At 62.3% G+C, this 25,685-nt stretch carries 23 protein-coding genes; 20 read left to right on the top strand and 3 right to left on the bottom strand.

Features of this window, described 5'->3' with window-relative positions; all coding sequences use genetic code 11:
• Positions 1–156 precede the first annotated feature (156 nt).
• The 5 genes from BPHYT_RS02320 (at position 157) to BPHYT_RS02300 (ending at position 5,851) form a co-directional block, all read left to right on the top strand.
• Positions 157–945 carry an alpha/beta fold hydrolase gene (locus tag BPHYT_RS02320; RefSeq protein ID WP_012431546.1) on the top strand — a complete coding sequence of 263 codons (789 nt, stop codon included), beginning with the start codon at positions 157–159 and terminating at the stop codon, positions 943–945.
• Between the two features lie 118 nt (positions 946–1,063).
• Positions 1,064–1,321, top strand: coding sequence for a BTH_I0359 family protein (locus BPHYT_RS02315; protein WP_007179533.1), 258 nt, complete (start codon positions 1,064–1,066; stop codon positions 1,319–1,321).
• 286 nt (positions 1,322–1,607) lie between these two features.
• Entirely contained in the window at positions 1,608–2,678 is a 1,071-nt protein-coding gene (locus tag BPHYT_RS02310; protein ID WP_012431545.1) for a homocysteine S-methyltransferase family protein, read from the top strand.
• Positions 2,679–2,764: 86 nt separating this feature from the next.
• On the top strand, positions 2,765–5,482 hold the full coding sequence (gene metH, locus BPHYT_RS02305; RefSeq protein WP_012431544.1) for a methionine synthase: 2,718 nt from the start codon (positions 2,765–2,767) through the stop codon (positions 5,480–5,482).
• A 159-nt stretch (positions 5,483–5,641) separates the two neighbouring features.
• Positions 5,642–5,851: a hypothetical protein gene (locus tag BPHYT_RS02300; RefSeq protein ID WP_012431543.1), complete on the top strand. Its 210-nt coding sequence runs from the start codon at positions 5,642–5,644 to the stop codon at positions 5,849–5,851.
• Between the two features lie 142 nt (positions 5,852–5,993).
• Here the strand turns inward: BPHYT_RS02300 and BPHYT_RS02295 are convergent, their stop codons facing one another.
• A complete protein-coding gene (locus BPHYT_RS02295; protein WP_012431542.1) occupies positions 5,994–6,320 on the bottom strand; it encodes a DUF1840 domain-containing protein in 327 nt (108 codons plus the stop codon).
• Between the two features lie 442 nt (positions 6,321–6,762).
• Between BPHYT_RS02295 and argS the strand changes: the two genes are divergently transcribed.
• The 7 genes from argS (at position 6,763) to BPHYT_RS02255 (ending at position 14,800) form a co-directional block, all read left to right on the top strand.
• Complete coding sequence (argS, locus tag BPHYT_RS02290; protein ID WP_012431541.1) at positions 6,763–8,553, top strand: arginine--tRNA ligase; 1,791 nt, start codon at positions 6,763–6,765, stop codon at positions 8,551–8,553.
• A 61-nt stretch (positions 8,554–8,614) separates the two neighbouring features.
• Positions 8,615–9,439, top strand: coding sequence for an SPOR domain-containing protein (locus BPHYT_RS02285; RefSeq protein WP_012431540.1), 825 nt, complete (start codon positions 8,615–8,617; stop codon positions 9,437–9,439).
• Between the two features lie 172 nt (positions 9,440–9,611).
• A complete protein-coding gene (locus BPHYT_RS02280; RefSeq protein WP_012431539.1) occupies positions 9,612–10,250 on the top strand; it encodes a thiol:disulfide interchange protein DsbA/DsbL in 639 nt (212 codons plus the stop codon).
• A gap of 15 nt (positions 10,251–10,265) precedes the next feature.
• Complete coding sequence (locus BPHYT_RS02275) at positions 10,266–11,045, top strand: SDR family oxidoreductase (RefSeq protein ID WP_012431538.1); 780 nt, start codon at positions 10,266–10,268, stop codon at positions 11,043–11,045.
• Between the two features lie 3 nt (positions 11,046–11,048).
• Positions 11,049–11,867, top strand: a complete 819-nt coding sequence (locus tag BPHYT_RS02270) for a cobalamin-binding protein (protein WP_012431537.1) — start codon at positions 11,049–11,051, stop codon at positions 11,865–11,867.
• Positions 11,868–12,133: 266 nt separating this feature from the next.
• A complete protein-coding gene (locus BPHYT_RS02265) occupies positions 12,134–13,720 on the top strand; it encodes an ABC transporter substrate-binding protein (RefSeq protein ID WP_012431536.1) in 1,587 nt (528 codons plus the stop codon).
• 618 nt (positions 13,721–14,338) lie between these two features.
• Complete coding sequence (locus BPHYT_RS02255) at positions 14,339–14,800, top strand: DUF3828 domain-containing protein (RefSeq protein WP_012431534.1); 462 nt, start codon at positions 14,339–14,341, stop codon at positions 14,798–14,800.
• Positions 14,801–14,876: 76 nt separating this feature from the next.
• On the opposite strand, the gene BPHYT_RS02250 is transcribed toward BPHYT_RS02255, so the two are convergent.
• Positions 14,877–15,950: an MBL fold metallo-hydrolase gene (locus BPHYT_RS02250; protein ID WP_012431533.1), complete on the bottom strand. Its 1,074-nt coding sequence runs from the start codon at positions 15,948–15,950 to the stop codon at positions 14,877–14,879.
• A gap of 187 nt (positions 15,951–16,137) precedes the next feature.
• Here BPHYT_RS02250 and BPHYT_RS02245 point away from each other — a divergent pair, with 187 nt between their 5' ends.
• From BPHYT_RS02245 to BPHYT_RS02210, 8 genes are all read left to right on the top strand, one after another.
• Positions 16,138–16,542 carry a MerR family transcriptional regulator gene (locus tag BPHYT_RS02245; RefSeq protein WP_012431532.1) on the top strand — a complete coding sequence of 135 codons (405 nt, stop codon included), beginning with the start codon at positions 16,138–16,140 and terminating at the stop codon, positions 16,540–16,542.
• Between the two features lie 85 nt (positions 16,543–16,627).
• Positions 16,628–18,466, top strand: coding sequence for a bifunctional isocitrate dehydrogenase kinase/phosphatase (gene aceK, locus BPHYT_RS02240; RefSeq protein WP_012431531.1), 1,839 nt, complete (start codon positions 16,628–16,630; stop codon positions 18,464–18,466).
• A gap of 94 nt (positions 18,467–18,560) precedes the next feature.
• The gene (gene can / locus BPHYT_RS02235) at positions 18,561–19,337 is read left to right on the top strand and encodes a carbonate dehydratase (RefSeq protein ID WP_012431530.1); all 777 of its coding nucleotides are present in this window, start codon (positions 18,561–18,563) and stop codon (positions 19,335–19,337) included.
• Positions 19,330–20,523: an acetyl-CoA C-acetyltransferase gene (locus tag BPHYT_RS02230; protein ID WP_012431529.1), complete on the top strand. Its 1,194-nt coding sequence runs from the start codon at positions 19,330–19,332 to the stop codon at positions 20,521–20,523. Before can ends, BPHYT_RS02230 begins: the two co-directional genes overlap by 8 nt.
• A 47-nt stretch (positions 20,524–20,570) precedes the next feature.
• Positions 20,571–21,248, top strand: a complete 678-nt coding sequence (locus BPHYT_RS02225; protein ID WP_012431528.1) for an SDR family oxidoreductase — start codon at positions 20,571–20,573, stop codon at positions 21,246–21,248.
• A 27-nt stretch (positions 21,249–21,275) separates the two neighbouring features.
• Positions 21,276–22,406, top strand: a complete 1,131-nt coding sequence (locus BPHYT_RS02220; protein ID WP_012431527.1) for an acyl-CoA dehydrogenase family protein — start codon at positions 21,276–21,278, stop codon at positions 22,404–22,406.
• A 7-nt stretch (positions 22,407–22,413) separates the two neighbouring features.
• Positions 22,414–22,863, top strand: coding sequence for a YchJ family protein (locus BPHYT_RS02215; RefSeq protein ID WP_012431526.1), 450 nt, complete (start codon positions 22,414–22,416; stop codon positions 22,861–22,863).
• A 572-nt stretch (positions 22,864–23,435) separates the two neighbouring features.
• Positions 23,436–24,713, top strand: coding sequence for a dienelactone hydrolase family protein (locus tag BPHYT_RS02210; RefSeq protein ID WP_012431524.1), 1,278 nt, complete (start codon positions 23,436–23,438; stop codon positions 24,711–24,713).
• Positions 24,714–24,768: 55 nt separating this feature from the next.
• Here the strand turns inward: BPHYT_RS02210 and BPHYT_RS02205 are convergent, their stop codons facing one another.
• The gene (locus BPHYT_RS02205; protein WP_041758219.1) at positions 24,769–25,680 is read right to left on the bottom strand and encodes a DUF4123 domain-containing protein; all 912 of its coding nucleotides are present in this window, start codon (positions 25,678–25,680) and stop codon (positions 24,769–24,771) included.
• Between the last annotated feature and the right edge of the window lie 5 nt (positions 25,681–25,685).

The following is a 25,685-nucleotide window of genomic DNA, read 5'->3' as shown; positions in this document are numbered from 1 at the left end:
CGGTTCGGCGAACTTCTGCACCGGGGCCGACTCGCACCATCCACTGCAACCGTTCGCGCCTAGGCTGCGTATATAGATCAGCCCGGTAAGCAAGTGCCCAAGCAGCACCCGCGCGCGAATGGACCTTCCACTGCGTTCCCCTTCCAAGGAGCCCGCATGCAAGTGAACATCAACGGTATCGAGACGCGCTATGTGCTGAGCAACGAGGGCGGCGGCCCCTGGCTGACGTTCATCCATCAACTCGGCGGCGATTTGTCCGTGTGGGACCAGCTCGCCGGCTATTTTCGCGACGACTACACCGTGCTGCGCTACGACGTGCGTGGTCACGGCAAGACTGCTGCGTCCAGCGCGCCGTTTGGCATCGCCGATCTGTCACACGATCTCGCCACGCTGCTCGATGCTCTTGGCGCACCCACTACGCATCTGGTCGGCATGTCGATGGGCGGCATGATCGCGCAGCAATTCACGCTCGATCATCCCACGCGCGTCGATAGTTTGACGATCGCCGACAGCAGCGGCGGCACGCCGCAAGAAGCCCGCGCCACGTGGGATCAACGTGCGGCGACGGCCCGCCGCGACGGGATGGTGTCGCTCGTGCCCGCGACATTGAGCCGCTGGCTAACCCCCGATTTCCAGGCCGCGCACCCCGAAGCAGTCGAGCAGATCCGCGACGTATTGACCAACACGTTGTCAGAAGGCTACGCCATGGCATGCGAAGCCCTGCGCGATTTCGACGTACGCAGTAAGCTGGGAGCAATCCGATGCCCAACATTGACCGTGGCGGGCCGCCACGACACGGGCACGCCGCCTGCTTCTACACAGGCAATAGCAGACGCCATCGAAGGCGCACGTTTCGAACTGCTGGATGCCGCTCATCTCGCGCCCATCGAGCAATCTCACCGTTTTGCTGCGCTGCTTGAAACGTTTCTTGAAAGGCCGGTCTAACCGGTAGGTTCGGAAGTTTGACGTGCGTCAATCCGGACCCACCCCTTGAATTCCAAACCATACGCTCCACCTATGGCGCAGGAATGGCCAGGAGCCAACGGAAATAAGGAGTGTCGCCATGCAAATGATCTACAACAGCCCCAACTATTGTGTCGTCGAGTTTCCGCCGCAGGAAGGCCCGCTGGCCATGAAGTCAGGCGGCTACGAGATCGTCGACAAAAACATGCAGCGCGAGATCTATATCGACGGAGCAATGGCGGCGCGTTTTCGCGAGCACGTGCAGAAGCTGATCGAAGAGGAACCGTCGCTGGATGAAGTAGACGAATTCCTCGGCCAGTTCGACAGCCTGATGCATCAACCGGTGATCCTTCACTAACCGCGAGGTTCTGCTCAACGTTTTTGGCGACATACATCGGCCGCGCCGCCCGCTCCCGTAACTGGGCAAGCAGGCGGCTTTTACAAGTCGGTCGGCAAATATGAAGTGGCCCAGCAGGCTTTCGCCTCGCTGGGCCGTTTTCTTTGTCACGCTGCTTTGCCGCTCGTGATCATGCGGCTCGCCTCGCTAGCCAGAGGCGGCTGCTCACCCCGCGCCGGGCGGATCTGTCTGGCTGCGGCTACAATGACAGGTTTCCCGAAAAAGCCGGCGCAAGCCCTCGTCCGCCATGAACCAGCCCGCTCAAACCGCCACGCCAGCCCGCCCCGACGCCGCCTACACGCGCGGCACGGCGCTGCCCGCGCTGCTCAAGTCGCGCATCCTGATCCTGGACGGCGCAATGGGCACGATGATCCAGCGCTACAAGCTCGACGAAGCCCGCTATCGCGGCGAACGCTTCAAGGACTACGGGCGCGACATCAAGGGCAACAACGAGTTGCTGTCGATTACGCAGCCGCAGATCATCCGCGAGATTCACGAGCAGTATCTGGCGGCGGGCGCGGACATCATCGAAACCAACACGTTCGGTGCAACCACCGTCGCGCAGGCGGACTACGGCATGGAAGGCCTCGCCATCGAGATGAATCTCGAGTCGGCGAAACTGGCGCGCGCCGCCTGCGACAAGTATTCGACGCCCGACAAACCGCGCTTCGTCGCCGGCGCGATCGGACCGACGCCGAAGACCGCGAGTATTTCCCCCGATGTGAACGACCCAGGCGCGCGCAACGTGACGTTCGACGAGTTACGCGCGGCCTATTACGAACAAGCCAAGGCTTTGCTCGACGGTGGCGCCGATCTGTTCCTCGTCGAGACCATTTTCGACACGCTCAACGCGAAAGCCGCGTTGTTCGCGCTCGACGAACTGTTCGAAGACACCGGCGAGCGTTTGCCGATCATGATCTCCGGCACCGTCACCGACGCGTCGGGCCGCATCCTGTCGGGTCAGACGGTTGAAGCATTCTGGAACTCGCTGCGTCACGCAAAGCCGCTCACGTTCGGGTTGAACTGCGCGTTGGGCGCGGCGCTGATGCGGCCGTATATCGCCGAACTGGCCAAGCTGTGCGACACGTATGTGTCGTGCTATCCGAACGCGGGCTTGCCTAATCCGATGAGCGATACGGGCTTTGATGAACTGCCCGCGGATACTTCAGGCTTGCTGAAGGAATTCGCGCAGGCTGGCTTGGTAAATATCGCCGGCGGCTGCTGCGGCACGACGCCGGAGCATATTGCGGCGATCGCCCAGGCGCTGGCCGAAGTGAAGCCGCGCCAATGGCCGACGCAATACCGCGACGCAGCCTGAGTCGAGCGGCGCCTCGCTGAGCAGGCGCCGCCGCACTCCGCTATCGAACACGACGCACTTAATCGCAGCAATCGAGCACATACGCCATGACCGATCACACCATGCGCCTTTCCGGCCTCGAGCCGTTCAACGTCACGTCCGGGACGCTTTTCATCAACGTCGGTGAACGCACCAACGTGACCGGCTCGAAGGCGTTCGCGCGAATGATCCTGAACGACCAGTTCGACGAGGCAGTCGCGGTCGCGCGCCAGCAGGTCGAAAACGGCGCGCAGGTCATCGACGTGAACATGGACGAAGCCATGCTCGATTCGAAAGCGGCGATGGTGCGCTTCATGAATCTGATCGCGTCGGAACCGGATATCGCGCGCGTGCCGATCATGATCGACTCGTCGAAGTGGGAAGTGATCGAAGCCGGCCTGAAGTGCGTACAGGGCAAGGCGATCGTCAACTCGATCTCGCTGAAGGAAGGCGAGGAAGCGTTCCGTCACCACGCGAACCTGATTCGCCGCTACGGCGCGGCCGCGGTGGTGATGGCTTTCGACGAACAGGGCCAGGCGGATACGTTCGAGCGCAAGACGCAGATCTGCAAGCGTTCGTACGATTTCCTCGTGAACGAAGTCGGCTTCCCGCCTGAAGACATCATCTTCGATCCGAACATCTTCGCGATCGCAACCGGTATTGAAGAGCACAACAACTACGCGGTCGACTTCATCAACGCGACGCGCTGGATCAAAGAGAACCTGCCGTACGCGAAAGTGAGCGGCGGCGTGTCGAACGTGTCGTTCTCGTTCCGCGGCAACGACCCGGTGCGCGAGGCGATTCATACCGTGTTCCTCTATCACGCGATCCAGGCGGGGATGGACATGGGCATCGTCAACGCGGGCCAGCTCGGCGTGTACGCCGACCTCGATCCGGAGTTGCGCGAACGCGTGGAAGACGTCGTGCTGAATCGCCGTGAAGACGGCACCGACCGGCTGCTCGAAATCGCCGACAAGTTCAAGACCGGCGCCGCGAAGAAGGAAGAGAACCTCGAGTGGCGCAACCAGCCGGTCGAGAAGCGTCTGTCGCATGCGCTCGTGCACGGCATCACCAACTTCATTGTCGAAGACACCGAAGAAGTGCGCGCCAAGATCGCCGCTGAGGGCGGCCGCCCGATCAACGTGATCGAAGGCCCGCTGATGGACGGCATGAACATCGTCGGCGACCTGTTCGGCCAGGGCAAGATGTTCCTGCCGCAAGTGGTGAAGTCGGCGCGCGTGATGAAGCAGGCCGTCGCGCATCTGATTCCCTACATCGAAGAAGAGAAGAAGCTGCTCGCCGAGGCCGGCGCCGACGTGCGCGCGAAGGGCAAGATCGTCATCGCCACGGTGAAGGGCGACGTGCACGATATCGGCAAGAACATCGTTTCGGTGGTGCTTCAGTGCAATAACTTCGAAGTGGTCAACATGGGCGTGATGGTCTCGTGCAACGACATTCTCGCGAAGGCGAAGGTCGAAGGCGCGGACATCATCGGGCTGTCCGGTTTGATTACGCCGAGCCTCGAGGAAATGGCCTACGTCGCCTCGGAAATGCAGCGCGACGACTACTTCCGCGTGAAGAAGATTCCGCTCTTGATCGGCGGCGCGACCACCTCGCGCGTGCATACCGCCGTGAAGATCGCGCCGCATTACGAAGGGCCCGTGGTCTACGTGCCGGACGCGTCGCGCTCGGTCTCCGTGGCGTCGAGCCTGCTGTCCGACGAAGGCGCGGCGAAGTATCTCGACGAACTCAAGTCCGACTACGAGCGAATCCGCGTTCAGCACGCCAACAAGAAGGCGCTGCCCATGGTCACGCTGGCCGAAGCCCGCGCCAACAAGACCAAGGTCGATTGGGCGAGTTATCAGCCGGTGAAGCCGAAGTTCATCGGCCGCCGCGTGTTCAAGAACTTCGATCTGAGCGAACTGGCGAACTACATCGACTGGGGTCCGTTCTTCCAGACGTGGGACCTGGCCGGCCCGTATCCAGCCATTCTGAACGACGAGATCGTCGGCGAATCGGCGCGGCGCGTGTTCTCGGACGGCAAGTCGATGCTGGCGCGCCTGATCCAGGGCCGCTGGCTGCAGGCGAACGGCGTGATCGCGCTGCTGCCCGCCAACACCGTGAACGACGACGACATCGAAATCTACACGGACGAATCGCGCTCGGAAGTCGCGCTCACATGGCGCAATCTGCGCCAGCAAAGCGTGCGTCCGGTGGTGGACGGCGTGATGCGGCCGAACCGGTCGCTTGCCGATTTCATCGCGCCGAAGGACTCGGGCGTGGCCGACTACATCGGCATGTTCGCGGTGACGGCGGGTCTGGGTGTCGACGTGAAGGAAAAGCAGTTCGAAAAGGACCACGACGACTACAGCGCGATCATGCTCAAGGCACTCGCCGACCGTTTCGCCGAAGCCTTCGCCGAAGCGCTGCATGCGCGTGTGCGGCGCGACTTGTGGGGTTACGCGAACGCCGAAACGCTCTCCAACGACGACCTGATCGCGGAAAAGTACCACGGCATTCGTCCTGCGCCCGGCTATCCGGCCTGCCCGGATCACCTCGTCAAGCGCGACATGTTCGACGTGCTGCACGCCACCGAAATCGGCATGAGCGTGACCGAATCGCTGGCCATGCTGCCGGCGGCGAGCGTCTCCGGTTTCTATCTGGCGCACCCGGACAGCACTTACTTCTCGGTCGGCAAGATTGGCCAGGACCAGCTGGAAGACTACGCAAAGCGCATGTCGCTGTCGAAAACGGATGCAGAGCGCGCCTTGGCGCCCTTGCTGTAAGCCGTCGGGCGTGGCGGGAACCCCACTATATCGGGCTGGAAAGACTGAATATTTGCGGCAACGTAATTTTCGGCTTTGTAGACTGAGGCGGCTTGACCCCGCCAGACGCGGCCAAAACGCGTCGGCTTACTAATTGCAATCGTCAACGGAGAAAATCGTATGAAGAAGCTGACGCTGTTGTTGACCGCTGTTTCGCTCGCCCTCGGCGCCACCGCGGCGCTGGCCCAGCCCGCCGCGCCTGGCGGTTCCAGTTCGGTCAGTTCGTATTCGCCGCCCACGGTGAAACACGTCAAGAAACCGAAGAAACAGAAAGCGAAGAAGGGTGCGTCGGCTCCCGCAGCCGCGCCGGCGGACGCCGCGAGCCAGTAAGCGGAACGGCAGCACCGGTTAGTCTGAATCTCAGAACGACAAAGAGCCCGCATAAGCGGGCTCTTTTCATTGGTGCGCAAGGTTTCGCCCCGCCGGGTGCCGCGGTTCTTTCAAACGGCACGCACAGCGGTTCAACGCGGGATCAGAGACCCCAGACGATATCCGCGCTCTCCTTCTGCGCCGCACGCAGCATGTCGAGGAACGGATACGCGCGCTGCGCGAGTCCCGGCGGAATTTCGTGATGCTCGTGACCGTCTTCGCCTTCGTGGAAATGGCCGTCGTGCTCGGCACGTTCCTGCTTGTCGACGGAAATCGCCACTTCGAGTTTCTCGATGGCCGGGCCCAGTTCGTCGTGCGTGATGACGCCGCGTTCACCCAGCCGCTTGCCGACGATGCCGACAAGATACTGTGCAAGATTTTCCAGCATCATCACGTCCGGGCTGGCGCGGCATTTGAAAGTAATCAACATGACTGTTCCCTTTTTCGTTATGTTGGATTAGCGCGCGAGCGGCTGAACGGCGGCTGCCAGCGCGCGTTACGTTGGCTCGCCGATCAGGCGCAGCGGCCACGGCCCTTGTTGGGCATCTCATTGAACATATTAGCACCTGCTAAAATCCCTCTGGACGGAAAAGCGTGTCGCAATGCACCGCACGGCGAACGGCGGGTAACGTGGCTGGCCGGTCGAGCACAAGCCGCGTACCGCCGCGGCCTGCCGCAAGCAGCCGACGCCACGGCAGGCCGCCCGCACCGCATTCGATGTGTTGCAGGCAACGTGCCCGATACCGCGCGCATTGCTCGCCGCGCTTCGGCAACGGCATGCCGCTTTCCACGCTTCTGACGAACCGCTCGCGCCTCGCGCGGCCGGCGCCTCTCCTGCATCACCGGATTGCCTCACTGGACTCGCAACAAGCATGCTGCCTGCACATAAACTTACTCTCGAAACCCTGCTCGCCGAAACAGTGAAGCAGGTCGCGACCGCCTCGCAAGGCGCGAGCGAAGCCGCGTTCGTGTCGCCCGCCATCACGCTGGAGCGCCCCAAGGTCGCCGCGCACGGCGACGTCGCGTGCAACGTGGCGATGCAACTCGCCAAACCGCTACGCGCCAATCCGCGCCAGCTGGCGCAACAGATCGTCGACGCGCTGCTCGCGCAACCGCAGGCCAAAGGCCTCGTCGAAGCCGCTGAAGTGGCCGGCCCCGGCTTCATCAACTTGCGCCTCGCGGCCGCCGCCAAGCAGGCGGTGATCGCCGCCGTGTTCGCCGAGAAAGAGGCTTTCGGCCGCTCGCAGCGCGACGCCGGCAAGCACGTGCTGATCGAATTCGTCTCGGCCAACCCGACCGGCCCGCTGCACGTCGGCCACGGCCGCCAGGCCGCGCTCGGCGATGCGCTCTCGAACGTGCTGGCTAGCCAAGGCTACGACGTGCATCGCGAGTTCTACTACAACGACGCTGGCGTGCAGATCCAGACGCTGGCGCTGTCGACTCAGGCGCGCGCTCGCGGCCTCGCTCCCGGCGACGCGGGCTGGCCAGCTTCGGCGTACAACGGCGAGTACATCGCCGAGATCGCGCGAGACTATCTGAATGGCGTCACCGTGGCCGCGAGCGACGGCGAGCCGGTCACCGGCGCGCGCGACGTCGAAGACCTCGAGGCGATCCGCCGCTTCGCCGTGGCGTATCTGCGCCGCGAGCAGGACATGGACTTGCAGGCGTTCGGCGTGAAGTTCGACCAGTACTATCTTGAATCGTCGCTGTACAAGGAAGGCCGGGTCGAAAAGACCGTCGAGGCGTTGATCGCCGCCGGCAAAACCTACGAGCAGGAAGGCGCGCTGTGGCTGCGCACCACCGACGACGGCGACGACAAAGACCGCGTGATGCGCAAGACCGACGGCACCTACACGTACTTCGTACCGGACGTCGCGTATCACGTCGCGAAGTGGGAGCGCGGCTTTACCAAGGTCATCAACGTTCAGGGTTCGGACCACCACGGCACGATCGCGCGAGTGCGCGCCGGCCTGCAAGGTCTCGGCGTCGGCATTCCGAAGGGCTATCCCGACTACATCCTGCACAAGATGGTCACGGTCATGCGCAACGGCGAAGAGGTGAAAATCTCCAAGCGCGCCGGCAGCTATGTAACAGTGCGCGACCTGATCGAATGGTCGGGCGGCGCGACGCCGGGCTCGGAAGCCGCCGTCGATCTGATCGACGAGGAAACGATTCGCCGTGGCCGCGACGCCGTGCGCTTTTTCCTGATCTCGCGCAAGGCGGATACGGAATTCGTGTTCGACATCGATCTCGCGCTGAAGCAGAACGACGAGAATCCGGTGCATTACGTGCAGTACGCGCACGCGCGGATCTGCTCGGTCATCGCCGAATGCAAGGCGCGCTACAGCACGGACGAAAGCACGCTGGCGGACGTGGACGTCTCCCCGCTCACCAGCGAACGCGCCATGGCACTGCTCAACAAGCTCGCCGAATTCCCGGACATGCTGCAGCACGCCGCCGACGAACTCGCGCCGCACGCGGTCGCGTTCTATCTGCGCGACCTCGCCGGGGAATTCCACTCGTTCTACAATGACCGTACCGAACGCGTGCTGGTCGACGATGCGGCCGAGCGCAATGCACGCGTCGCGCTGCTCGCGGCCACGCGTCAAGTGCTGGCCAACGGTCTCGCGACGATCGGCGTCTCCGCTCCCGTCAAGATGTAAGTCCTCCGGCGCAACATGCATGCGGCCGTCGTTATAATCGACGGTCGTTCCAGGATTCTTTTTGCAGGTGATTCATACGATGGCAAAACCACGCCGCACAACAAAGCAATCGAAACAAACCGGGGGGACTTTTCTCGGCATCGTGCTGGGCCTGATCGTCGGCCTTGCGATCGCGGTAGTGGTTGCGCTGTATATCACCCGTGCGCCTACGCCCTTTGTCTCGAAGGTGGCGCCGCCCGCGGCGTCGGATTCCGGCGCGAGTCAGCCGCAGTACGATCCGAACCGTCCGCTGCAAGGCAAGACGCCGGGTCAGCCGGTGCCGCAAGCCGCGCAACCCGCGCCGCCGAACACCGCGCCGGGCCAGACCAATTCGCAGACGCAGTCGGGCATGCTGGAAGAACCGCAGATCGTCGAAGTGCCGCCGGCTAACGGCAACAGCGGAAACAACGGCAACGCGAACGGCACGGCGGTCGCGCCGAAACCCGCGCAGGATAACGGCAACGGCACGGCCACCACGCCGGCGAAGAAGCCGCAAGCCTCCAGCGCGCCGACCGCTACCGCGGCGGGTTCCGCGCCGAAGAGCACGTTGTCCACGGCCGCCAACGCCAAGCCCGGTTCGGGCGCGGCGCCCGCGCCGGGCGATGCGAACACCGGCTACTTCCTGCAAGTGGGCGCGTACAAGACCTCGGCGGACGCCGAACAGCAGCGAGCGCGTCTCGCCTTCCAGGGCTTCGAATCGAAAGTCACGCAGCGCGACGCCGGCGGCGTCACGTATTACCGCGTGCGTATCGGGCCGTTCTCGAAGTTCGAAGACATGAATTCGAGCCGTCAGCGTTTGTCGGACGCGGGCGTGGATACCGCAGTGATCCGTTTCACGAAGCAATAAGCCAACAATAAATATACGGTGATTTGCCGGAACGCGCCGCCGCCGAACTATCGGCGTGCGGCGCGTGTCACAAGCACGATGGACGGTTGAAACCGTTCAACGCCGAATCTCGAAGACGGTGACGGGCATTTGCGTGGCGCCACCGCTTTACGCCTACTTGGGTCAACACAACATGAAGAAACTGCTGAGCATCCTGTTCCTCTCGCTGGGCCTTGTTGCCGCCTCGGCACAGGCATCGCCCACCGCGCCGGTGTCGGGCAAGGATTTCACCGTGCTGCCCACCGCGCAGCCCACCGACGTGCCCGCCGGCAAGATCGAAGTCACCGAATTTTTCTGGTACGGCTGCCCGCACTGCAATGAATTCAACCCGTACCTCGAAGCGTGGGTGAAGAAGCAGGGTCCGGACGTGGTGTTCAAGCGCGTGCCGGTCGCCTTCCGCGACGACTTCATTCCGCATTCCAAGATGTATCACGCGCTCGACGCGCTCGGTCTCGCCACCCAACTCACGCCGAAGGTTTTCAACGAAATCCACGTCAACAAGGACTACCTGCTGACGCCGGAAGATCAGGCCAAGTTCCTCGCGAAGAACGGTGTCGATCCGAAGAAGTACATGGACGCGTACAACTCATTCTCGACGCAAAGCGCGCTGCAGAAAGACAAGAAGCTGCTGGACGACTATAAGATCGACGGCGTGCCGACGCTGGCCGTGCAGGGCAAGTATGAAACCGGCCCGGCTGCGACCAACAGCCTGCCGGGCACGATCCAGGTGCTCGACTACCTGGTCGCCCAGGTCCGCGCCAAGAAGATGTAAAGCCGAGGCGCCGGAATGAGTTCACCCCTGAAGGTTTTCATTACCGGCGCCTCGAGTGGCATAGGCCTCGCGCTCGCCGCCGAATATGCGCGGCGCGGCGCGATTCTTGGCCTCGTTGCCCGCCGCGGCGACGCCCTCGCCGCCTTCCAGCAGTCCCATCCGCAGAACACCGTCTCCATCTATTCCGTCGACGTGCGCGACGCCGAAGCGCTCGCCGACGCGGCCGCACAGTTCATCGCGCGGCACGGTTTGCCGGATGTCGTGATCGCCAACGCAGGCATCAGCCGCGGCGCGGTCACCGGTCACGGCGATCTGCGCACGTTCCGCGAAGTGATGGACATCAACTACTTCGGCATGGTCGCCACCTTCGAGCCGTTCGCCGCCGCGATGATCGCCGCGAAACGTGGCACGCTGGTGGGTATCGCCAGCGTCGCCAGTGTGCGCGGCTTGCCGGGCTCCGGCGCGTACAGCGCGTCGAAATCGGCGGCGCTCAAATATCTGGAAGCGTTGCGCGTCGAAATGCGGCCGCATGATGTCGGCGTGGTCACGATTGCGCCCGGCTATATTCGCACGCCGATGACCGAGCACAATCCGTACACCATGCCGTTCCTGATGGACGCCGACCGCTTCGCCGTCAAGGTGGCGCAGGCGATCGAGCGTCAAACGGCGTTCGCGGTGTTTCCTTGGCAAATGCGCGTGGTGGCCATGCTGCTGCACGTGCTGCCTCGCTGGCTGTACGACCGCGCTTTCGAGCGCGCGCCGCGCAAGCCGCGCGCCACCGCCGAAGCCGAGTAAGCCATGCAATCCCGTGCGGTCGATGCAGCCGGCGTCGCGCACGAACCAGCAGGCGCCGCGCCGCGTATCGTTTCGCTGGTGCCGAGCATCACTGAACTGCTGTTCGCGCTCGGACTCGACAGGCAGATAGTCGGCCGCACCGGTTTTTGCGTGCATCCCCACGACAAGGTGCAGCAGGTCCGCAAGGTCGGCGGCACCAAGGCCGTGAATTTCGACGCCATTCGTGCGTTGCGCCCCACTCATCTGATCGTCAATATCGACGAAAACGAGCGCGATACCGTCGAGCAGTTGCGCGCGTTCGTGCCGCATATCGTCGTGACGCATCCTCAAACGCCGCGGGACAATCTGGCGCTCTACACGCTGCTGAGCGCGATCTTCGATCGTGCGCAGGAAGCGCAGCGCCTCAGCGAAGCGCTCGAAGCCCGCCTTCGCGAAGCGGCGGCGCACGCGTTCGCTGCGCAAAACGTGCTGTATCTGATCTGGCGCGAGCCGTGGATGACCGTAGCGCGCGACACCTATATTTCGACCATGCTGCGGCTAGTGAACTGGCACACGCTGCCGGACGTGCGAGGCGGCGCGGCAGGTGCCGCGCGTTACCCGACGCTCGACTTCGACACCGCGCCGTGGCTTGCCCAGGTCGACCGCATTCTGCTCTCCAGCGAGCCGTATCGGTTCACGCAGGTCCATTGCGACGCGCTGAAACGCGATCCGCGCCTGGCCGGCAAGCGCATCGAGTTGATCGATGGGGAAATGGTGTCGTGGTACGGCGTGCGCGCGATCGAAGGCATCGCTTACCTGCTGCAGCGCGCTGCGGCGGCCTGAGCGCGTGCAGGGACAGCGCACCTGAAACCTGGCCCGCGCCCGCCATATGGATATGCGGATTATGTTGTTGTCGTCGCAACGACCCTTCGATAAGCTTTCGCGAAGGCCCGCGCCCGCGTCGGCGTTATTGTCGACCCATGCGCCAGCGCCGGAAACGTATCACAATAAAGACGACGGCTACGCCGCACGGCCGCCCGTCCTTCGTCAACGGAACATAACCACACAACCAGACGCACTGCCTGACTGCGCTTGTTATGGGAGATCCTATGCGCTTCAAACTGCTCGCAGCCGCCGTACTGTTCACGGCGCCCGCGCTCGTGCTCGCCAAACCGCTGACCGTCTGTACCGAGTCGAGCCCTGACGGCTTCGATGTCGTGCAGTTCAATTCGCTCGTCACGACCAACGCGTCGGCCGACGTGATCTTCAACTCGCTGGTCTCGTACGACGAGGCCGAGAAGAAAGTGGTGCCCGCGCTGGCCGACAAGTGGGACGTGAGCGCCGACGGCCTCACCTACACGTTCCATCTGCGCCCGAACGTGCAGTTCCAGACCACCGACTACTTCAAGCCCACTCGCGCGCTGAATGCCGACGACGTCGTCTTCACGTTCGACCGCATGCTCAACGACAGCAATCCGTGGCACAAGGTAGCGGGCGCGAGCGGCTTCCCGCATGCGCAGTCGATGGGTTTGCCGAAGCTCATCAAGTCGATCAGCAAGGTCGACGACAACACCGTCAAGTTCGAACTGAACGCGCCCGACGCGACCTTCGTGTCGATCCTGACCATGGGTTTCGCCTCGATCTATTCGGCCGAATACGCCGACCAGTTGCTCAAGGCCGGCAAGCAGGTCGATCTGAACTCGAAGCCGATCGGCACCGGTCCGTTCGAGCTGAAGAGCTATACAAAAGACGCGGTGATTCGGTACGACGTGAATCCGACCTACTGGGGCCCGAAACCGAAGATCGACCGCCTGATCTACGCGATCACGCCGGACGCCACGGTGCGGGCGCAGAAAGTGAAGGCCGGCGAATGCCAGATCGCTTTGTCGCCGAAGCCGCAGGATCTCGCTGAAGCGAAGGGCGACAAATCGCTCGCCATCGTACAGACGCCCGCGTTCATGACAGCGTTCGTCGCGTTGAACACGCAGAAGAAACCGCTCGACAACCAGAAGGTGCGGGCCGCGCTGAACATGGCGTTCGACCGCACCACCTATCTGAAGACCGTGTTCGACAACACGGCGACGCCGGCCGTGAATCCGTATCCGCCGAACACGTGGAGCTACGACAAAGCCGTGAAGGCATGGCCGTACGATCCGGCGAAGGCGAAGAAACTGCTCGCCGACGCGGGCTATCCGAACGGTTTCGAAACGACGATCTGGGTGCGGCCGAACGGCAGCGTGCTGAATCCGAATCCGAAGGCCGGCGCCGAACTGCTGCAGGCCGACTTCGCGAAGATCGGCGTGAAGGCCGATGTGAAGGTGATCGAATGGGGCGAGTTGATCAAGCAGGCCAAGCAAGGCCAGCATGATTCGCTCTTCATGGGCTGGGCCGGCGACAACGGCGATCCGGACAACTATCTGTCGCCGCTATTCAGTTGCAATGCGGTGAAGTCGGGGATCAACTTCGCGCGGTTCTGCGATCAGGATCTGGACAAGCTGATCGCAGACGGCAAGGCAACGCCGGATCAGGCCAAGCGCGCGAAGGCGTATGAGCAGGCCCAGCAGATCATTCACGATCAGGCGCTATGGATTCCGCTCGGGTATCCGACCGCGGCGGCCATCACTCGCACGAATGTGAGCGGTTATCACGTGAGTCCATTTGGGCGGCAGAACTTCGGGGCTGTGTCTGTGCAGTGATAGCGTTGCTTTGAACGTGCAGCATGCGGAAGAAAGCCCGGTTGCGAAAGCGCCGGGCTTTTCTTTACCTGCATCCGAGGCTCGACTACTGATTCGCGCAATACGCTATGCGCTGCGGGTATCTCGATGAAAAAGACTTCTGCAATACGCACTAATTGCAGGAAACGTTAAAAGTTTGTCAATTTTTTAGCATCACGTCAACGAACGACGTTAGGATTCGAATTTAATTTGGATACCTATTTTATGTCTTATTGGAATATAAATTCCGCCGTCGACTATCTTCAATGGCATGCGGAGCCATCAAGCCACCAACGTTGCGCAAGATACGTGCGAGAGGCCATCCAGCGCGGCGGAATTTCACTCATGGTGATGTACTCGGCGAGGAACTACGGCTCTTCATTGATCTGCACAGGCTTTTATGAGGTAAGCGACGCAAATCCGCAGAAAGGGGATGTCGTCGTAATTCAGGCTATCGCGAACCATCCGGACGGTCATATGGCCATGTACGACGGACGAATCTGGATTTCCGATTTCAGACAACAATACGGCTTTTATCCTGGCCCCGCGTACCGGAGCGCAGGTCCGCCTTATCAAATCTACCGTCACGACTAGCGAATCATGCGAAAAATCTTCATGCTTATTGCGGCGCTCTTCGTCATTTCCGGCAGCTTCTTTCAGCCGCTGGCGCTCGCGCAGACGCGCCAGGTCACGACGCCCGAGGCCAGCACCAAGGCTTTCTATACATGGTTCATCAAGCGGGATTCAGAAGACCGCGGTTATGCTCTCATGGACAAGGAAGTCTATCGCTACGTATCGAGGTCAACCGTCGACTTCCTCAGGGCCGAATATAAGCAAAACAAGTTTGCCGAAAGGGCCGAGTACTTTACAAAGGTACAGGATTACGACGAGCAGGATTGGCTCGCGCACATTGCAACGCATCCCGCGGTCATGCTTGACGATGTCGCGCTCGTTCCCGTTACGTTCGGATCCGCAGAGAAGAAAACCATTATTGCGTTTCTGCGCAAACAGAATGGTGTCTGGAAGATCACCAAGATCGACGACACGCAAGATGACAAATAGTACGTTTCAGTGTCGCGTTGACCACTGAAAAGCCCGCGCCTGCGGGCTTTCCTCTCCCATCGGCACATCACCTCAATCACACCGCCGAAAACCGAATCACCCCATCCGCATCCTGCTTGCGCTTCAACTCACCCGCAAGCCACAGCAGATGCAAATGCGCCAGCGCTTCACCCATCGCAAACGTCATCTGATGGATATCGAGTTGCCGCTTGAACATCAGCGGCACGATATCCGCGGCGCTCTGCGGTTTCTCCGCGCACGCCTCGCGCACTTCGGCTAGACGCGCGTCGTGATGCTCGCGCAATTGCCGGACCCGCGTACGCACGCCGCGAAACGGCTTGCCATGCGAAGGGAGTACGAGCGTGTCTTCCGGCATCGTCTCGTAACGGCCGAGCGACTCCAGATATAACGCGAGCGGTGTGCCTTCAGGCTCCATATCGAACACCGACACGTTGGTCGAGATACGCGGCAGCACCATGTCGCCGGAAATCAGCACGCCGGTCTCTTCGCAGAACAACGCACAGTGTTCCGGCGAATGGCCGAAGCCGGTCACCACGCGCCACGTCTTGCCGCCGATCTTCACTTCGTCGGCTTCTCGCAAGCGACGATACTGCCCCGGAATCGCCGGCACGAGGCTCGCGTAATAGCTCTTGCGATTGCGCAGTTTCTCGAGCGACTCTTCGTCGGTCACGCCGTGCCGCGCGAAGTGCCGCGCCGCGCCCTCGCCGCCCGCATTCGAACCGTCGCCGGCAGCCATGACGCGGGCCTGCATGTATTCGCCGAGCGTCATCCATAGCCGCACGTCCCAGCGCTTTTTGTCGCCGCCGGCGCAAATCCAGTGCGCGAGGCCGATGTGATCGGGATGGCAATGCGTGACGATCACGCGCAGCACCGGCAGACCGTCGAGCACCGAGTCGAACACTTTCTCCCAGTTCTCCTTGATCGTGTCCGAGGTAATGCCGCAGTCGACCACCGTCCAACCCTGCTGTCCGTCGATCTCGTCGCGCAGCAGCCAGAGGTTGATGTGATCCAGCGCGAAAGGCAGCGGCATGCGCAGCCAGAACACGCCTGGCGCGACTTCCATCGCACGGCCCGCTTCCGGCAAGGTGTCGCCGAACGGGTAGTCGAGTTGATGTTCGAGTGCATTCATTGTGGGTGTCTTCCTCCGTCGGCCGGCCGGCATGGCGAGGTGTGCGATGCCGGTCGGCGTGGTTGCGGCGCGCGAGTGACGTATCGCTGCCGTACTGCGCCTGGTTGCGTTCAACTCAAGTTGACGATAACGTAAACGTCGATTCTATCGTCCAATCCGATTTTCTGCCCGGCCACGGAATGCCCCGATGAACACGCAATACACGATCACCGAGCTCGCGCGGGAATTCGACGTCACGCCGCGCGCCATCCGCTTTTACGAAGACCAGGGTTTACTCTCGCCGAGCCGCGAAGGGTCGAGTGGCCTGCGGCGCGTCTATTCGGGCCGCGACCGAACGCGTCTTAAGCTCACGTTGCGCGGCAAACGGCTCGGCTTCACGCTATCGGAGATCCGCGATCTGCTGGACGTGTACGAGTCGCCGACCGACACGGTGCCGCAGTTGCACGCGTTCCTCGCCACGGTGGCGCGTCACCGCGAAGTGCTCGAGCGTCAACTGGAAGACCTGAACGCGACGCTCGAAGACCTCGCGCAGTACGAAACCCAGGCGCGCGCGCTGCTGGAAGGCGGCACGCGCGAAGCCAAACCGGCTTGAACAAGCGCGGCGCGATGCGTCGCAGGTCCACCCGAACGATACAATCACGGGTGTCTTCACGACATGAGGCGAATGCGCGGTCGACATGAATCACTTCCCCAAACTGCTGTCGTCGCAGATCGGCTTTGACCTCGCGCAGACCATGCTCGAAGGGTTCGACCGGCATTACCGGATCTTTCGCGACGCCGCGATCCACGCCAAGACGCTCTTCGAAAAAGGCGACTGGCACGGACTGCAGAAGCTCGCGCGCGATCGCATTACTTCATACGACGAGCGCGTCGACGAATGCGTCGAACTGCTCGAAGACGAATACGACGCGGAAAAAATCGACAGCGAAGTGTGGCAGCAGATCAAGCTCCATTACATCGGCCTGTTGACCACGCACCGTCAGCCGGAGTGCGCGGAAACGTTTTTCAATTCGGTGTGCTGCAAGATCCTGCACCGCTCGTACTTCAACAACGACTTCATTTTCGTACGACCGGCCATCTCGACCGAATACATCGAGAACGATGAACCGGCCGCGAAACCGACTTACCGTGCGTACTATCCCGGCAAAGACGGACTCGCGGCCACGCTCGAACGCATCGTCACGAACTTCCAGTTGGAGCCGCAGTTCGAAGACCTGACGCGCGACGTCGGCTGCGTGATGCAAGCGATCCACGACGCATTCGGTGCGTTCGACGAAGCGCCCAATTTCCAGATTCACGTGCTCTCGTCGCTGTTCTACCGGAACAAGTCGGCGTATATCGTCGGACGCATCATCAACGGTGACCTGCTGCTGCCGTTCGCTGTGCCCTTGCGTCATGTCAAGCCAGGCGTGCTCGCGCTCGACACCGTGCTGCTCAAGCGTGAACAGCTGCTGATCATTTTCAGCTTTTCGCATTCGTACTTTCTGGTGGATATGGAAGTGCCGTCCGCTTACGTCGAATTTCTCGGCACCATCATGCCGGGCAAGCCGAAGGCGGAAATCTATACGTCGGTGGGTTTGCAGAAGCAGGGCAAGAATCTGTTCTATCGCGACCTGCTGCATCATCTCTCGCATTCGAGCGATCAGTTCATCATCGCGCCCGGCATCAAGGGGCTCGTGATGCTGGTGTTCACGCTGCCGTCGTTTCCCTACGTGTTCAAGCTGATCAAGGACAACTTCCCGCCGCCGAAGGAAACCACGCGCGCGCAGATCCAGAGCAAGTATCAGCTCGTCAAACGGCACGACCGGCTGGGCCGCATGGCCGACACGCTCGAATATTCGAGCGTGGCGTTGCCCCGCTCGCGTCTCGACGACGCGCTGGTGCGCGAGCTCGAAAAGGAAGTGCCGTCGCTGCTCGAATACGAGGGCGAGAACCTCGTGATTCGCCACATGTATATCGAACGCCGCATGGTGCCGCTCAACCTGTTCCTGCAGAACGGCAACGACGAGGACGTCGAGCACGGCATCAAGGAATACGGCAACGCGGTGAAGGAACTGATGCAGGCGAACATCTTTCCTGGCGACATGCTGTACAAGAACTTCGGCGTGACGCGTCACGGCCGCGTCGTGTTCTACGACTATGACGAAATCGAATATCTGACCGACTGCAACGTGCGCGCAGTGCCGGCGCCGCGTAACGAGGAGGACGAAATGTCGGGCGAGCCGTGGTACTCGGTCGGCCCGCACGACATCTTCCCGGAAACGTACGGCACATTTCTGCTCGGCGACCCACGCGTGCGCCGTTCCTTCATGCAGCATCACGCGGACTTCTTCGATCCTGCGCTATGGCAACGGCACAAGGATCATCTATTGAAAGGCGAACTGCCCGACTTTTTCCCGTACGACGACAGCGCGCGCTTCTGCAACTGCTATCCGGAACGCTTTGCCGATGCCGCCGGCCGCGCATCGCCCGAACCGGATGCGCCAGCCGACGCGCGCAGCGTGCGGGTGGCGTGAAGCTCACGCGCCGCTCGCATCTTCAGATGCCTCGTCCGAATCTTATGTAACGACATCGACCGGTGAATCGGTCGAGCAACCGCCAAGACGCACCATGAACACGAACGCTTCCACTCCTGACAATCCGCTCTCGCATCTGTTCGACAACAACGAAGCGTGGGTCGCCCGCAAGCTGTCCGAAGACCCTGAGTATTTCTCGCGCCTCGCTCACCAGCAGACGCCCGAGTATCTGTGGATCGGCTGCTCGGATTCGCGCGTGCCGGCCAATCAGATCATCGGCCTGCCGCCGGGCGAAGTGTTCGTGCACCGAAACATCGCCAACGTGGTCGTGCATACCGATCTGAACTGTCTCTCGGTGATCCAGTTCGCCGTCGATCTGCTGAAGGTCAAGCACATCATGGTGGTCGGCCACTACGGCTGCTCGGGCGTCGGCGCGGCGCTGCACGGCCGGCGCGTGGGTCTCGCGGACAACTGGCTGCATCACGTGCAGGACGTGCGCACCAAGCACGCGGCGCTGATCGAGGAATGGCCGATCGGCGAGGTGCGTCACCGGCGGCTGGTCGAACTGAACGCGATCGAACAGGTGATGAACGTATGCCGCACTACCATCGTCAACGATGCATGGGCGCGCGGCCAGGAATTGACGGTGCACGCCTGGGCGTACGGCGTGCATGACGGCAAGGTGCGCAATTTGGGCATGATGGTCAGCGAGCCGGGTGCGCTCGAGGCCACCTATCAGAAGTGCGTGGCGGCAGTGTCAGCTAGTGGCCCGCACAAGGCAGAGAACGACGTGGTGGCCGCCGATGCGGCTCAGCTCGGCGACGTGCCGGCTATCGTCGAAGGCGTAATCAAGGAGCTTAAACATGAGTGAGACAAAAGGTGATCCGATCGTCATCGTGGGCGTGGCTCGCACGCCGATGGCGGCATTTCAAGGCGACTTCGCCGCGCTGACAGCGCCGCAGTTGGGCTCGGTGGCAATCGAAGCGGCCGTGAAACGCGCGGGCTTGAAGCCCGAACAGGTCGACGAAGTGGTAATGGGCTGCGTGCTGCCCGCTGGCCTCGGTCAGGCGCCCGCGCGTCAGGCCGCGCTCGGCGCGGGCTTGCCGCTCGCCACCGGCAGCACCACGGTAAACAAGATGTGCGGCTCCGGCATGCGCGCGGCCATGTTCGCGCACGACATGCTCGCGGCGGGCTCCGTCGATGTGATCGTCGCGGGCGGCATGGAAAGCATGACGAACGCGCCCTATCTGCTGCCCAAAGCACGCAACGGCATGCGCATGGGCCACGGTCAGGTGATCGACCACATGTTCTACGACGGCCTTGAAGACGCCTACGAAAAAGGCCGTCTGATGGGCACCTTCGCCGAGGAATGCGCGGCGTCGTTCGATTTCACGCGCGAGGCGCAGGACGCGTTCGCCGTCGAGTCGCTCAATCGAGCGAAACGCGCCAACGAAGATGGTTCGTTCGGCTGGGAGATCGCACCGGTGAAGGTGGAGAGCCGCAAGGGCGATGTCACCATCGATCGCGATGAGCAGCCGTTCAAGGCGAATCCCGAAAAAATTCCGACGCTCAAACCCGCGTTCAGCAAAACCGGCACGGTGACGGCGGCGAACTCGTCGTCGATTTCCGACGGCGCGGCCGCGCTCGTCATGATGCGCGAATCGACGGCCAGGCGTCTCGGCGTCGAGCCGATCGCGCGCGTAGTGGGCCACTCGACCTTCGCGCAGGAACCGGCGAAGTTCACCACCGCGCCGGTCGGCGCGATTCGCAAGCTGTTCGAGAAGAACGGCTGGCGCGCGGATGAAGTCGATCTGTATGAGGTCAACGAAGCATTCGCCGTGGTGACGATGGCGGCCATGAAGGAACACCATCTGCCGCACGAGAAGGTCAATGTGAATGGCGGCGCCTGTGCGCTCGGCCATCCGATCGGCGCGTCGGGCGCGCGGATTCTGGTCACGCTGATCGGCGCGCTGAAGAAACGTGGACTGAAGCGCGGCGTCGCGACGCTGTGCATCGGCGGCGGCGAAGCGACGGCGATGGGTATCGAACTGGTGTAACGCGCGTTTTCAAAGCGCGCTGTTTTGACGGCTTGCTGAGGTATTACATGAAGACAGTGTTGATCGTCGGTGCGTCGCGCGGCATCGGCCAGGAGTTTGCACGGCAGTACAAGAAGAGCGGCTGGCGCGTGCTCGCCACCGCGCGCGACGGCGCCGCGCTCGATGCATTGAAGGCACTCGGCGCCGAAACTTTTTCGCTCGATGTGAGCGCGCCGGAAGAAATCGCCGCGCTCGGCTGGAAGCTCGACGGTGAACGGCTCGATGCGGCGATCCTGGTGTCGGGCGTGTATGGCCCGCGCACGGAGGGCATCGAGACGATCACCGCCGAAGACTTCGACCACGTCATGCACACCAACGTGCGCGGCCCGATGCAGTTGATGCCGATCCTGCTACCGCTCGTCGAAGAAGCCGGCGGCGTGTTCGCGGTGATTTCGAGCAAGATGGGTAGCATCGGCGACGCGAGCGGCACGACCGGATGGCTGTATCGCGCGAGCAAGGCGGCGTTGAACGACGCGCTGAAACTCGCGTCGCTGGAAGCGAAGCGCGCCGCGTGCGTTTCGTTGCATCCGGGCTGGGTGCGCACCGACATGGGCGGCGCGCAGGCGGCGATCGATCCGGCACGCAGCGTCACCGGCATGCGTGAAGTGCTGGCGCAGGCCGCCGCGGCGCGCGACGAGTTCAATGGCCGCTTCTATCAATACGACGGCACGCTGCTCGACTGGTGAGCAACGAGCCGGCAAGGAGACACACTCATGGTGCTTGATCAGGATCACTTGATGGTCCGCGATGCGCTGCGCACCTTCGTGCGCGAAGCGATCACGCCGCACGCGGCCGTGTGGGACCGCGAGCGCACCTTTCCGAAGGATGTGCATCGGCAACTCGCGGAGCTCGGCGCGTACGGCGTGCTGGTACCCGAAGCGTATGGCGGCGCCGGCATGGACGCGCTGGCGCTCGCGCTAATTCTCGAAGAAATCGCTGCCGGCGACGGCGGCACCTCGACGGCCATCTCCGTCAACAATTGCCCGGTGTGCAGCATTCTGCTGACCTATGGCAACGACGCGCAGAAACGCGACTGGCTGACGCCGCTCGCGCGCGGCGAGATGCTCGGCGCGTTTTGCCTGACCGAACCGCAAGCCGGTTCCGACGCGTCCGCATTGCGCACCACCGCCACCCGCGACGGCGATGCGTACGTGCTGAACGGCGTCAAACAGTTCATCACGAGCGGCAAGAATGGCAACGTCGCGATCGTAATGGCCGTGACCGACAAAGCGGCGGGCAAGCGCGGCATCAGCGCGTTCATCGTGCCCACCGACACGAAGGGCTACGTCGTCGCGCGAGTCGAGGACAAGCTCGGCCAGCATTCGTCGGATACGGCGCAGATCATTTTCGAGGACTGCCGCGTGCCGGCCGCGAATCTGATCGGCGCGGAAGGCGAAGGCTATCGGATTGCGTTGTCGGGGCTGGAAGGCGGCCGTATCGGTATCGCGGCGCAAAGCGTCGGCATGGCGCGCGCCGCGTTCGAAGCGGCGCTGAGTTATGCGAAGGAGCGCGAGAGTTTTGGCGCGCCGCTCTTTTCGCACCAGGCCGTGCAATTCCGCCTCGCCGATATGGCGACGCAACTCGAAGCCGCGCGCCAATTGATCTGGCACGCCGCGTCGTTGAAAGACGCCGGCCAACCGTGCCTGACCGAAGCCGCGATGGCCAAGCTGTTCGCGTCCGAAGCCGCCGAGCGCATCTGTTCGGCCGCCTTGCAGATTCATGGCGGCTACGGCTATCTGAGCGACTTCCCCGTCGAGCGGATTTACCGCGACGTGCGTGTCTGCCAGATCTATGAAGGCACCAGCGACATCCAGAAAATTTTGATCGCACGCGGTCTTGGCTGAAAGTCCGATGAACAAGCAACTGTTGTCGATGCAACGACCATCCGACTGTCCGTGCGGCGGCGCCGCGCCTGACCAGCGTAGCGGTGCCAGAGCGCCGCGCTTCGCGCAGTGCTGCGGCCGCTACATCGACGACGGCGAAGCGGCGCCACGGGCGCTGGAACTGATGCGTTCGCGCTATAGCGCGTATGTGTTGGGCGCAACCGACTATCTGCGCGCCACGTGGGCGCCGCACACCTGCCCCGCCGATCTCGACGCAGACCCGGCCGCGCCCGACGCGCCGCGTTGGCTCGGACTGCAGATCAAGGCGTTCGCTGAAACCGACCCCGACCACGCGACGGTCGAATTTGTCGCACGCTACAAGGTGGGTGGCCGCGCACATCGGTTGCACGAGTTGAGCCGCTTCGTTCGCGGCGATGACGGCCGCTGGCGCTACGTCGACGGCGACGTCAGCGAATAAAGTCCCTTTCTGCCCCTTACAAACCGACACAGCGTCCTTACACCGCGCTCACATATGGCCCTGATAGCGGGGCCAATTTTTTGTTGGCGCGATGCCACACGACCCGCGCCACGCCTGATTGCTTCGGTGCGCAAAACACTCGTGAAGCCTTCCTCGACCGGCCTCACGCGACCCAACAGCACGCGGCAATTTTTGCGGCGCGGGTTCTCCTTGATTGCACAAAACAAAATTGTCGTGCCAGGATGAGGCCGTAGCTTCATGACGTCACGTTGCGAGAGCCGGTCCATACCAACTCCGCAAAATGCGCAGGAAGCCCTGCCGGGCACCAGACAGTGTGGTTCCGGCGGCGGTTTCGGCAGCAGCCGTGGCGCTCATCATCGGCGCGTGGGGTCGCGTCGGCCGTTTGGGTTCATCCCGTGCGATCTCGATTAGCGTGCGTGCGCCTCTGGTGCACTCCGTACGCGAGTGTGTTTTTGTTTGTCGAAAACCTGCCCGAAAGGCAAATGTCAGCAATGACTTTCGACAGATAGACACCACGGTGTTCAGGGCAGGTTTTTGAGGCAGGTGCGTGAATGGTGTTCAGCAAGGTTCTGACGAAGTGTGCGGTGATCTGTGCAGCGGCTACGTGCGCTGTCGCACTCGCGCACGCCGACCCGCTCGCGGACACCCAGGCGGGACCGTTGACCCGCGCACACGTGCCGCGCATCGCGCTCGACGACGACGTCTATCTGCCCACCGCAGGTCTTAACGAACAGATCATCCGCGTACCGGTCGACGCAGCCGGCACGGTCACTCTCGAAACGACGATTTACAAACCGGACGGCGCTGGCCCGTTTCCGATGATCGTTTTCAACCACGGCAAGATCCCCGGCGATCCGCACACGCAGGAACGCAGCGACCCGCTGCCGCTCGCGCGCGAATTCGTGCGGCGCGGCTACGTGGTGGTCGCGCCGAACCGCCAGGGTTTCGGCCATTCGGATGGCGTGTATCAGCAGGATGGCTGCGATGTCGAAAAGAACGGCATCGGCCAAGCCGGCGACGTCGCCGCGACGATTGATTTCATGTCGAAGCAGCCTTATGTCGATGCCAAACACATTGTCGTGGCCGGCACCTCGCACGGCGGTCTTGCAACGATGGCGTACGGCACCGAAGCCGCGCCGGGCGTGCGGGCATTAATCAACTTCTCGGGTGGCTTGCGGCAGGACGCGTGCAGCGACTGGCAAGGCAATCTAATGCGTGCGTTCGGTGCTTACGGCGAGAAGACCAAGGTGCCGTCGCTGTGGATGTACGGCGATAACGATTCGGTCTGGAACGCGCCGTTGGTGGCCGGCATGTACGCCGCTTATGGCGCGCACGGCGCGAGCGCGAAGATGGTGGATTTCGGCAACTACAAGAACGACGCGCATCGTCTGGTCGGGGATCGTGATGGCGTGCACGTGTGGTGGCCGGCGGTCGAAGCATTCCTTGCGCAGGTCGGCATGCCGACTGGCGTGCAGTACCGCGTATCGGATCCGTCCATGCCGAAGGCGAGCGGGTTTGCCGCTGTCGATGCGGTCGACGCCGTGCCGTTTGTCGATGAAGCCGGGCGGAATGGGTATCGGAATTTCTTGCATCAGTTTCCTAGCCGGGCGTTTGCTGTTTCTGACTCGGGGGCTTGGTCCTGGGCTGAAGGTGGCGATGATCCGATGTCGGTCGCGGTCGCGAATTGCCAGAAGCAGAGTTCGGCGCCTTGCCGGTTATATGCGGTGAATAATGCAGTTGTTTGGGGCGATCAGTCTTCCCAGACGGTTGATAATGGCGCGGCGGGCGCCGGTGCCGATGTGCGTCACGCTATTGCCAGCCGTGAGTGAGAGCCGGTGATAACCCGGCCGCCGTGCGAGGTCGAATCACTCACGAGAATTATTTTCAGCGCCATACCGCGTCCTTTTCATGCGTAGCGTCTTGTGATGCAACCGCGCGGCCCTCAGCCTGGCGTGCGCGCTTGAGTGCGCGCCAGACGCGTGCCGGCACGCGGTGCATCGCATTTTCAAACGATTCGGCATTGCGGCGGCGCGCGTCGAGCGCGTCGCGGATACTCGCTTCCCGGTCGAAGCCGTCGCCGTATCGATAGGCGAAGTCGCAATACGCCAACCTGTCCCGGGTTTCGACGAGTCCCCAGTCGAGCGCTCGCTGGTAGCGAGGTTCGAAATCGAGGAAGCGTTCACGGTAAGGGCGTGCTTCGTCGATATGGCCAAGGTCGGTAAGCGACGCCATCAAGTGGTCCGGTTCCGTGTGCGCCGTGAGCGCGTCGATATCCTGCTGGTCGAGCCGGACGACGACAGACCTGCTCACCCGCCCCGCTTCTTCCGACCGGTTCGAGACGGTGAACCACTGTTCGCTGCGTCCGCGATATTTGAGCTGCTCGATCGGCGCCATGAACATATCGCGTAGTTGCTCGCCCCAGACGCCGAATACGGCACCCGTGTTGCGGGGATCGAAATAGCGGACCATTGCGGTCATTCCGTCACCGATATCCGCGAACAGAAAAGCGCGCAGGTGCGCGGCGAGATCGGACAGTTCGACATCGCTCCAGATGAGCACGAGGCACGGCGAGTGCAAATCGATCTGATCCAGTTCATGTGCCCACGGCGCCATGGGGTTGTCGATTCGCACTAGAAAGAGCGAAGCCGCTCCTGCCTGCTCTTCGGGAAGGCCTTCATATACCGAGACGAATGCGCTCCCCGACTCTTCGAGCAAAGCTTGAATCTTGCCGGGCGACGCGGCTCCGTCGACGAGTCCGAACATCTGCGGGGCCATTTTCCCAGAAACTCTCTGCATCACTT

Origin of the sequence: Paraburkholderia phytofirmans PsJN (assembly GCF_000020125.1) — a bacterium.
Lineage (GTDB): Bacteria > Pseudomonadota > Gammaproteobacteria > Burkholderiales > Burkholderiaceae > Paraburkholderia > Paraburkholderia phytofirmans.
The sequence above is the reverse complement of the archived record's forward strand: the minus strand, read 5'-3'. Positions and strand labels throughout refer to the sequence as shown.

Excerpts from the sequence above, each read along its gene's own strand:
- metH (WP_012431544.1), top strand. The coding sequence starts at position 2,765 with ATGACCGATCACACCATGCGCCTTTCCGGCCTCGAGCCGTTCAACGTC.
- BPHYT_RS02295 (WP_012431542.1), bottom strand. The coding sequence starts at position 6,320 with ATGTTGATTACTTTCAAATGCCGCGCCAGCCCGGACGTGATGATGCTG.
- BPHYT_RS02265 (WP_012431536.1), top strand. The coding sequence starts at position 12,134 with ATGCGCTTCAAACTGCTCGCAGCCGCCGTACTGTTCACGGCGCCCGCG.
- BPHYT_RS02225 (WP_012431528.1), top strand. The coding sequence starts at position 20,571 with ATGAAGACAGTGTTGATCGTCGGTGCGTCGCGCGGCATCGGCCAGGAG.
- BPHYT_RS02320 (WP_012431546.1), top strand. The coding sequence starts at position 157 with ATGCAAGTGAACATCAACGGTATCGAGACGCGCTATGTGCTGAGCAAC.
- BPHYT_RS02310 (WP_012431545.1), top strand. The coding sequence starts at position 1,608 with ATGAACCAGCCCGCTCAAACCGCCACGCCAGCCCGCCCCGACGCCGCC.
- BPHYT_RS02300 (WP_012431543.1), top strand. The coding sequence starts at position 5,642 with ATGAAGAAGCTGACGCTGTTGTTGACCGCTGTTTCGCTCGCCCTCGGC.
- argS (WP_012431541.1), top strand. The coding sequence starts at position 6,763 with ATGCTGCCTGCACATAAACTTACTCTCGAAACCCTGCTCGCCGAAACA.
- BPHYT_RS02205 (WP_041758219.1), bottom strand. The coding sequence starts at position 25,680 with ATGCAGAGAGTTTCTGGGAAAATGGCCCCGCAGATGTTCGGACTCGTC.
- BPHYT_RS02210 (WP_012431524.1), top strand. The coding sequence starts at position 23,436 with ATGGTGTTCAGCAAGGTTCTGACGAAGTGTGCGGTGATCTGTGCAGCG.
- BPHYT_RS02255 (WP_012431534.1), top strand. The coding sequence starts at position 14,339 with ATGCGAAAAATCTTCATGCTTATTGCGGCGCTCTTCGTCATTTCCGGC.
- can (WP_012431530.1), top strand. The coding sequence starts at position 18,561 with ATGAACACGAACGCTTCCACTCCTGACAATCCGCTCTCGCATCTGTTC.
- BPHYT_RS02315 (WP_007179533.1), top strand. The coding sequence starts at position 1,064 with ATGCAAATGATCTACAACAGCCCCAACTATTGTGTCGTCGAGTTTCCG.
- aceK (WP_012431531.1), top strand. The coding sequence starts at position 16,628 with ATGAATCACTTCCCCAAACTGCTGTCGTCGCAGATCGGCTTTGACCTC.
- BPHYT_RS02245 (WP_012431532.1), top strand. The coding sequence starts at position 16,138 with ATGAACACGCAATACACGATCACCGAGCTCGCGCGGGAATTCGACGTC.
- BPHYT_RS02250 (WP_012431533.1), bottom strand. The coding sequence starts at position 15,950 with ATGAATGCACTCGAACATCAACTCGACTACCCGTTCGGCGACACCTTG.
- BPHYT_RS02220 (WP_012431527.1), top strand. The coding sequence starts at position 21,276 with ATGGTGCTTGATCAGGATCACTTGATGGTCCGCGATGCGCTGCGCACC.
- BPHYT_RS02230 (WP_012431529.1), top strand. The coding sequence starts at position 19,330 with ATGAGTGAGACAAAAGGTGATCCGATCGTCATCGTGGGCGTGGCTCGC.
- BPHYT_RS02270 (WP_012431537.1), top strand. The coding sequence starts at position 11,049 with ATGCAATCCCGTGCGGTCGATGCAGCCGGCGTCGCGCACGAACCAGCA.
- BPHYT_RS02280 (WP_012431539.1), top strand. The coding sequence starts at position 9,612 with ATGAAGAAACTGCTGAGCATCCTGTTCCTCTCGCTGGGCCTTGTTGCC.
- BPHYT_RS02275 (WP_012431538.1), top strand. The coding sequence starts at position 10,266 with ATGAGTTCACCCCTGAAGGTTTTCATTACCGGCGCCTCGAGTGGCATA.
- BPHYT_RS02215 (WP_012431526.1), top strand. The coding sequence starts at position 22,414 with ATGAACAAGCAACTGTTGTCGATGCAACGACCATCCGACTGTCCGTGC.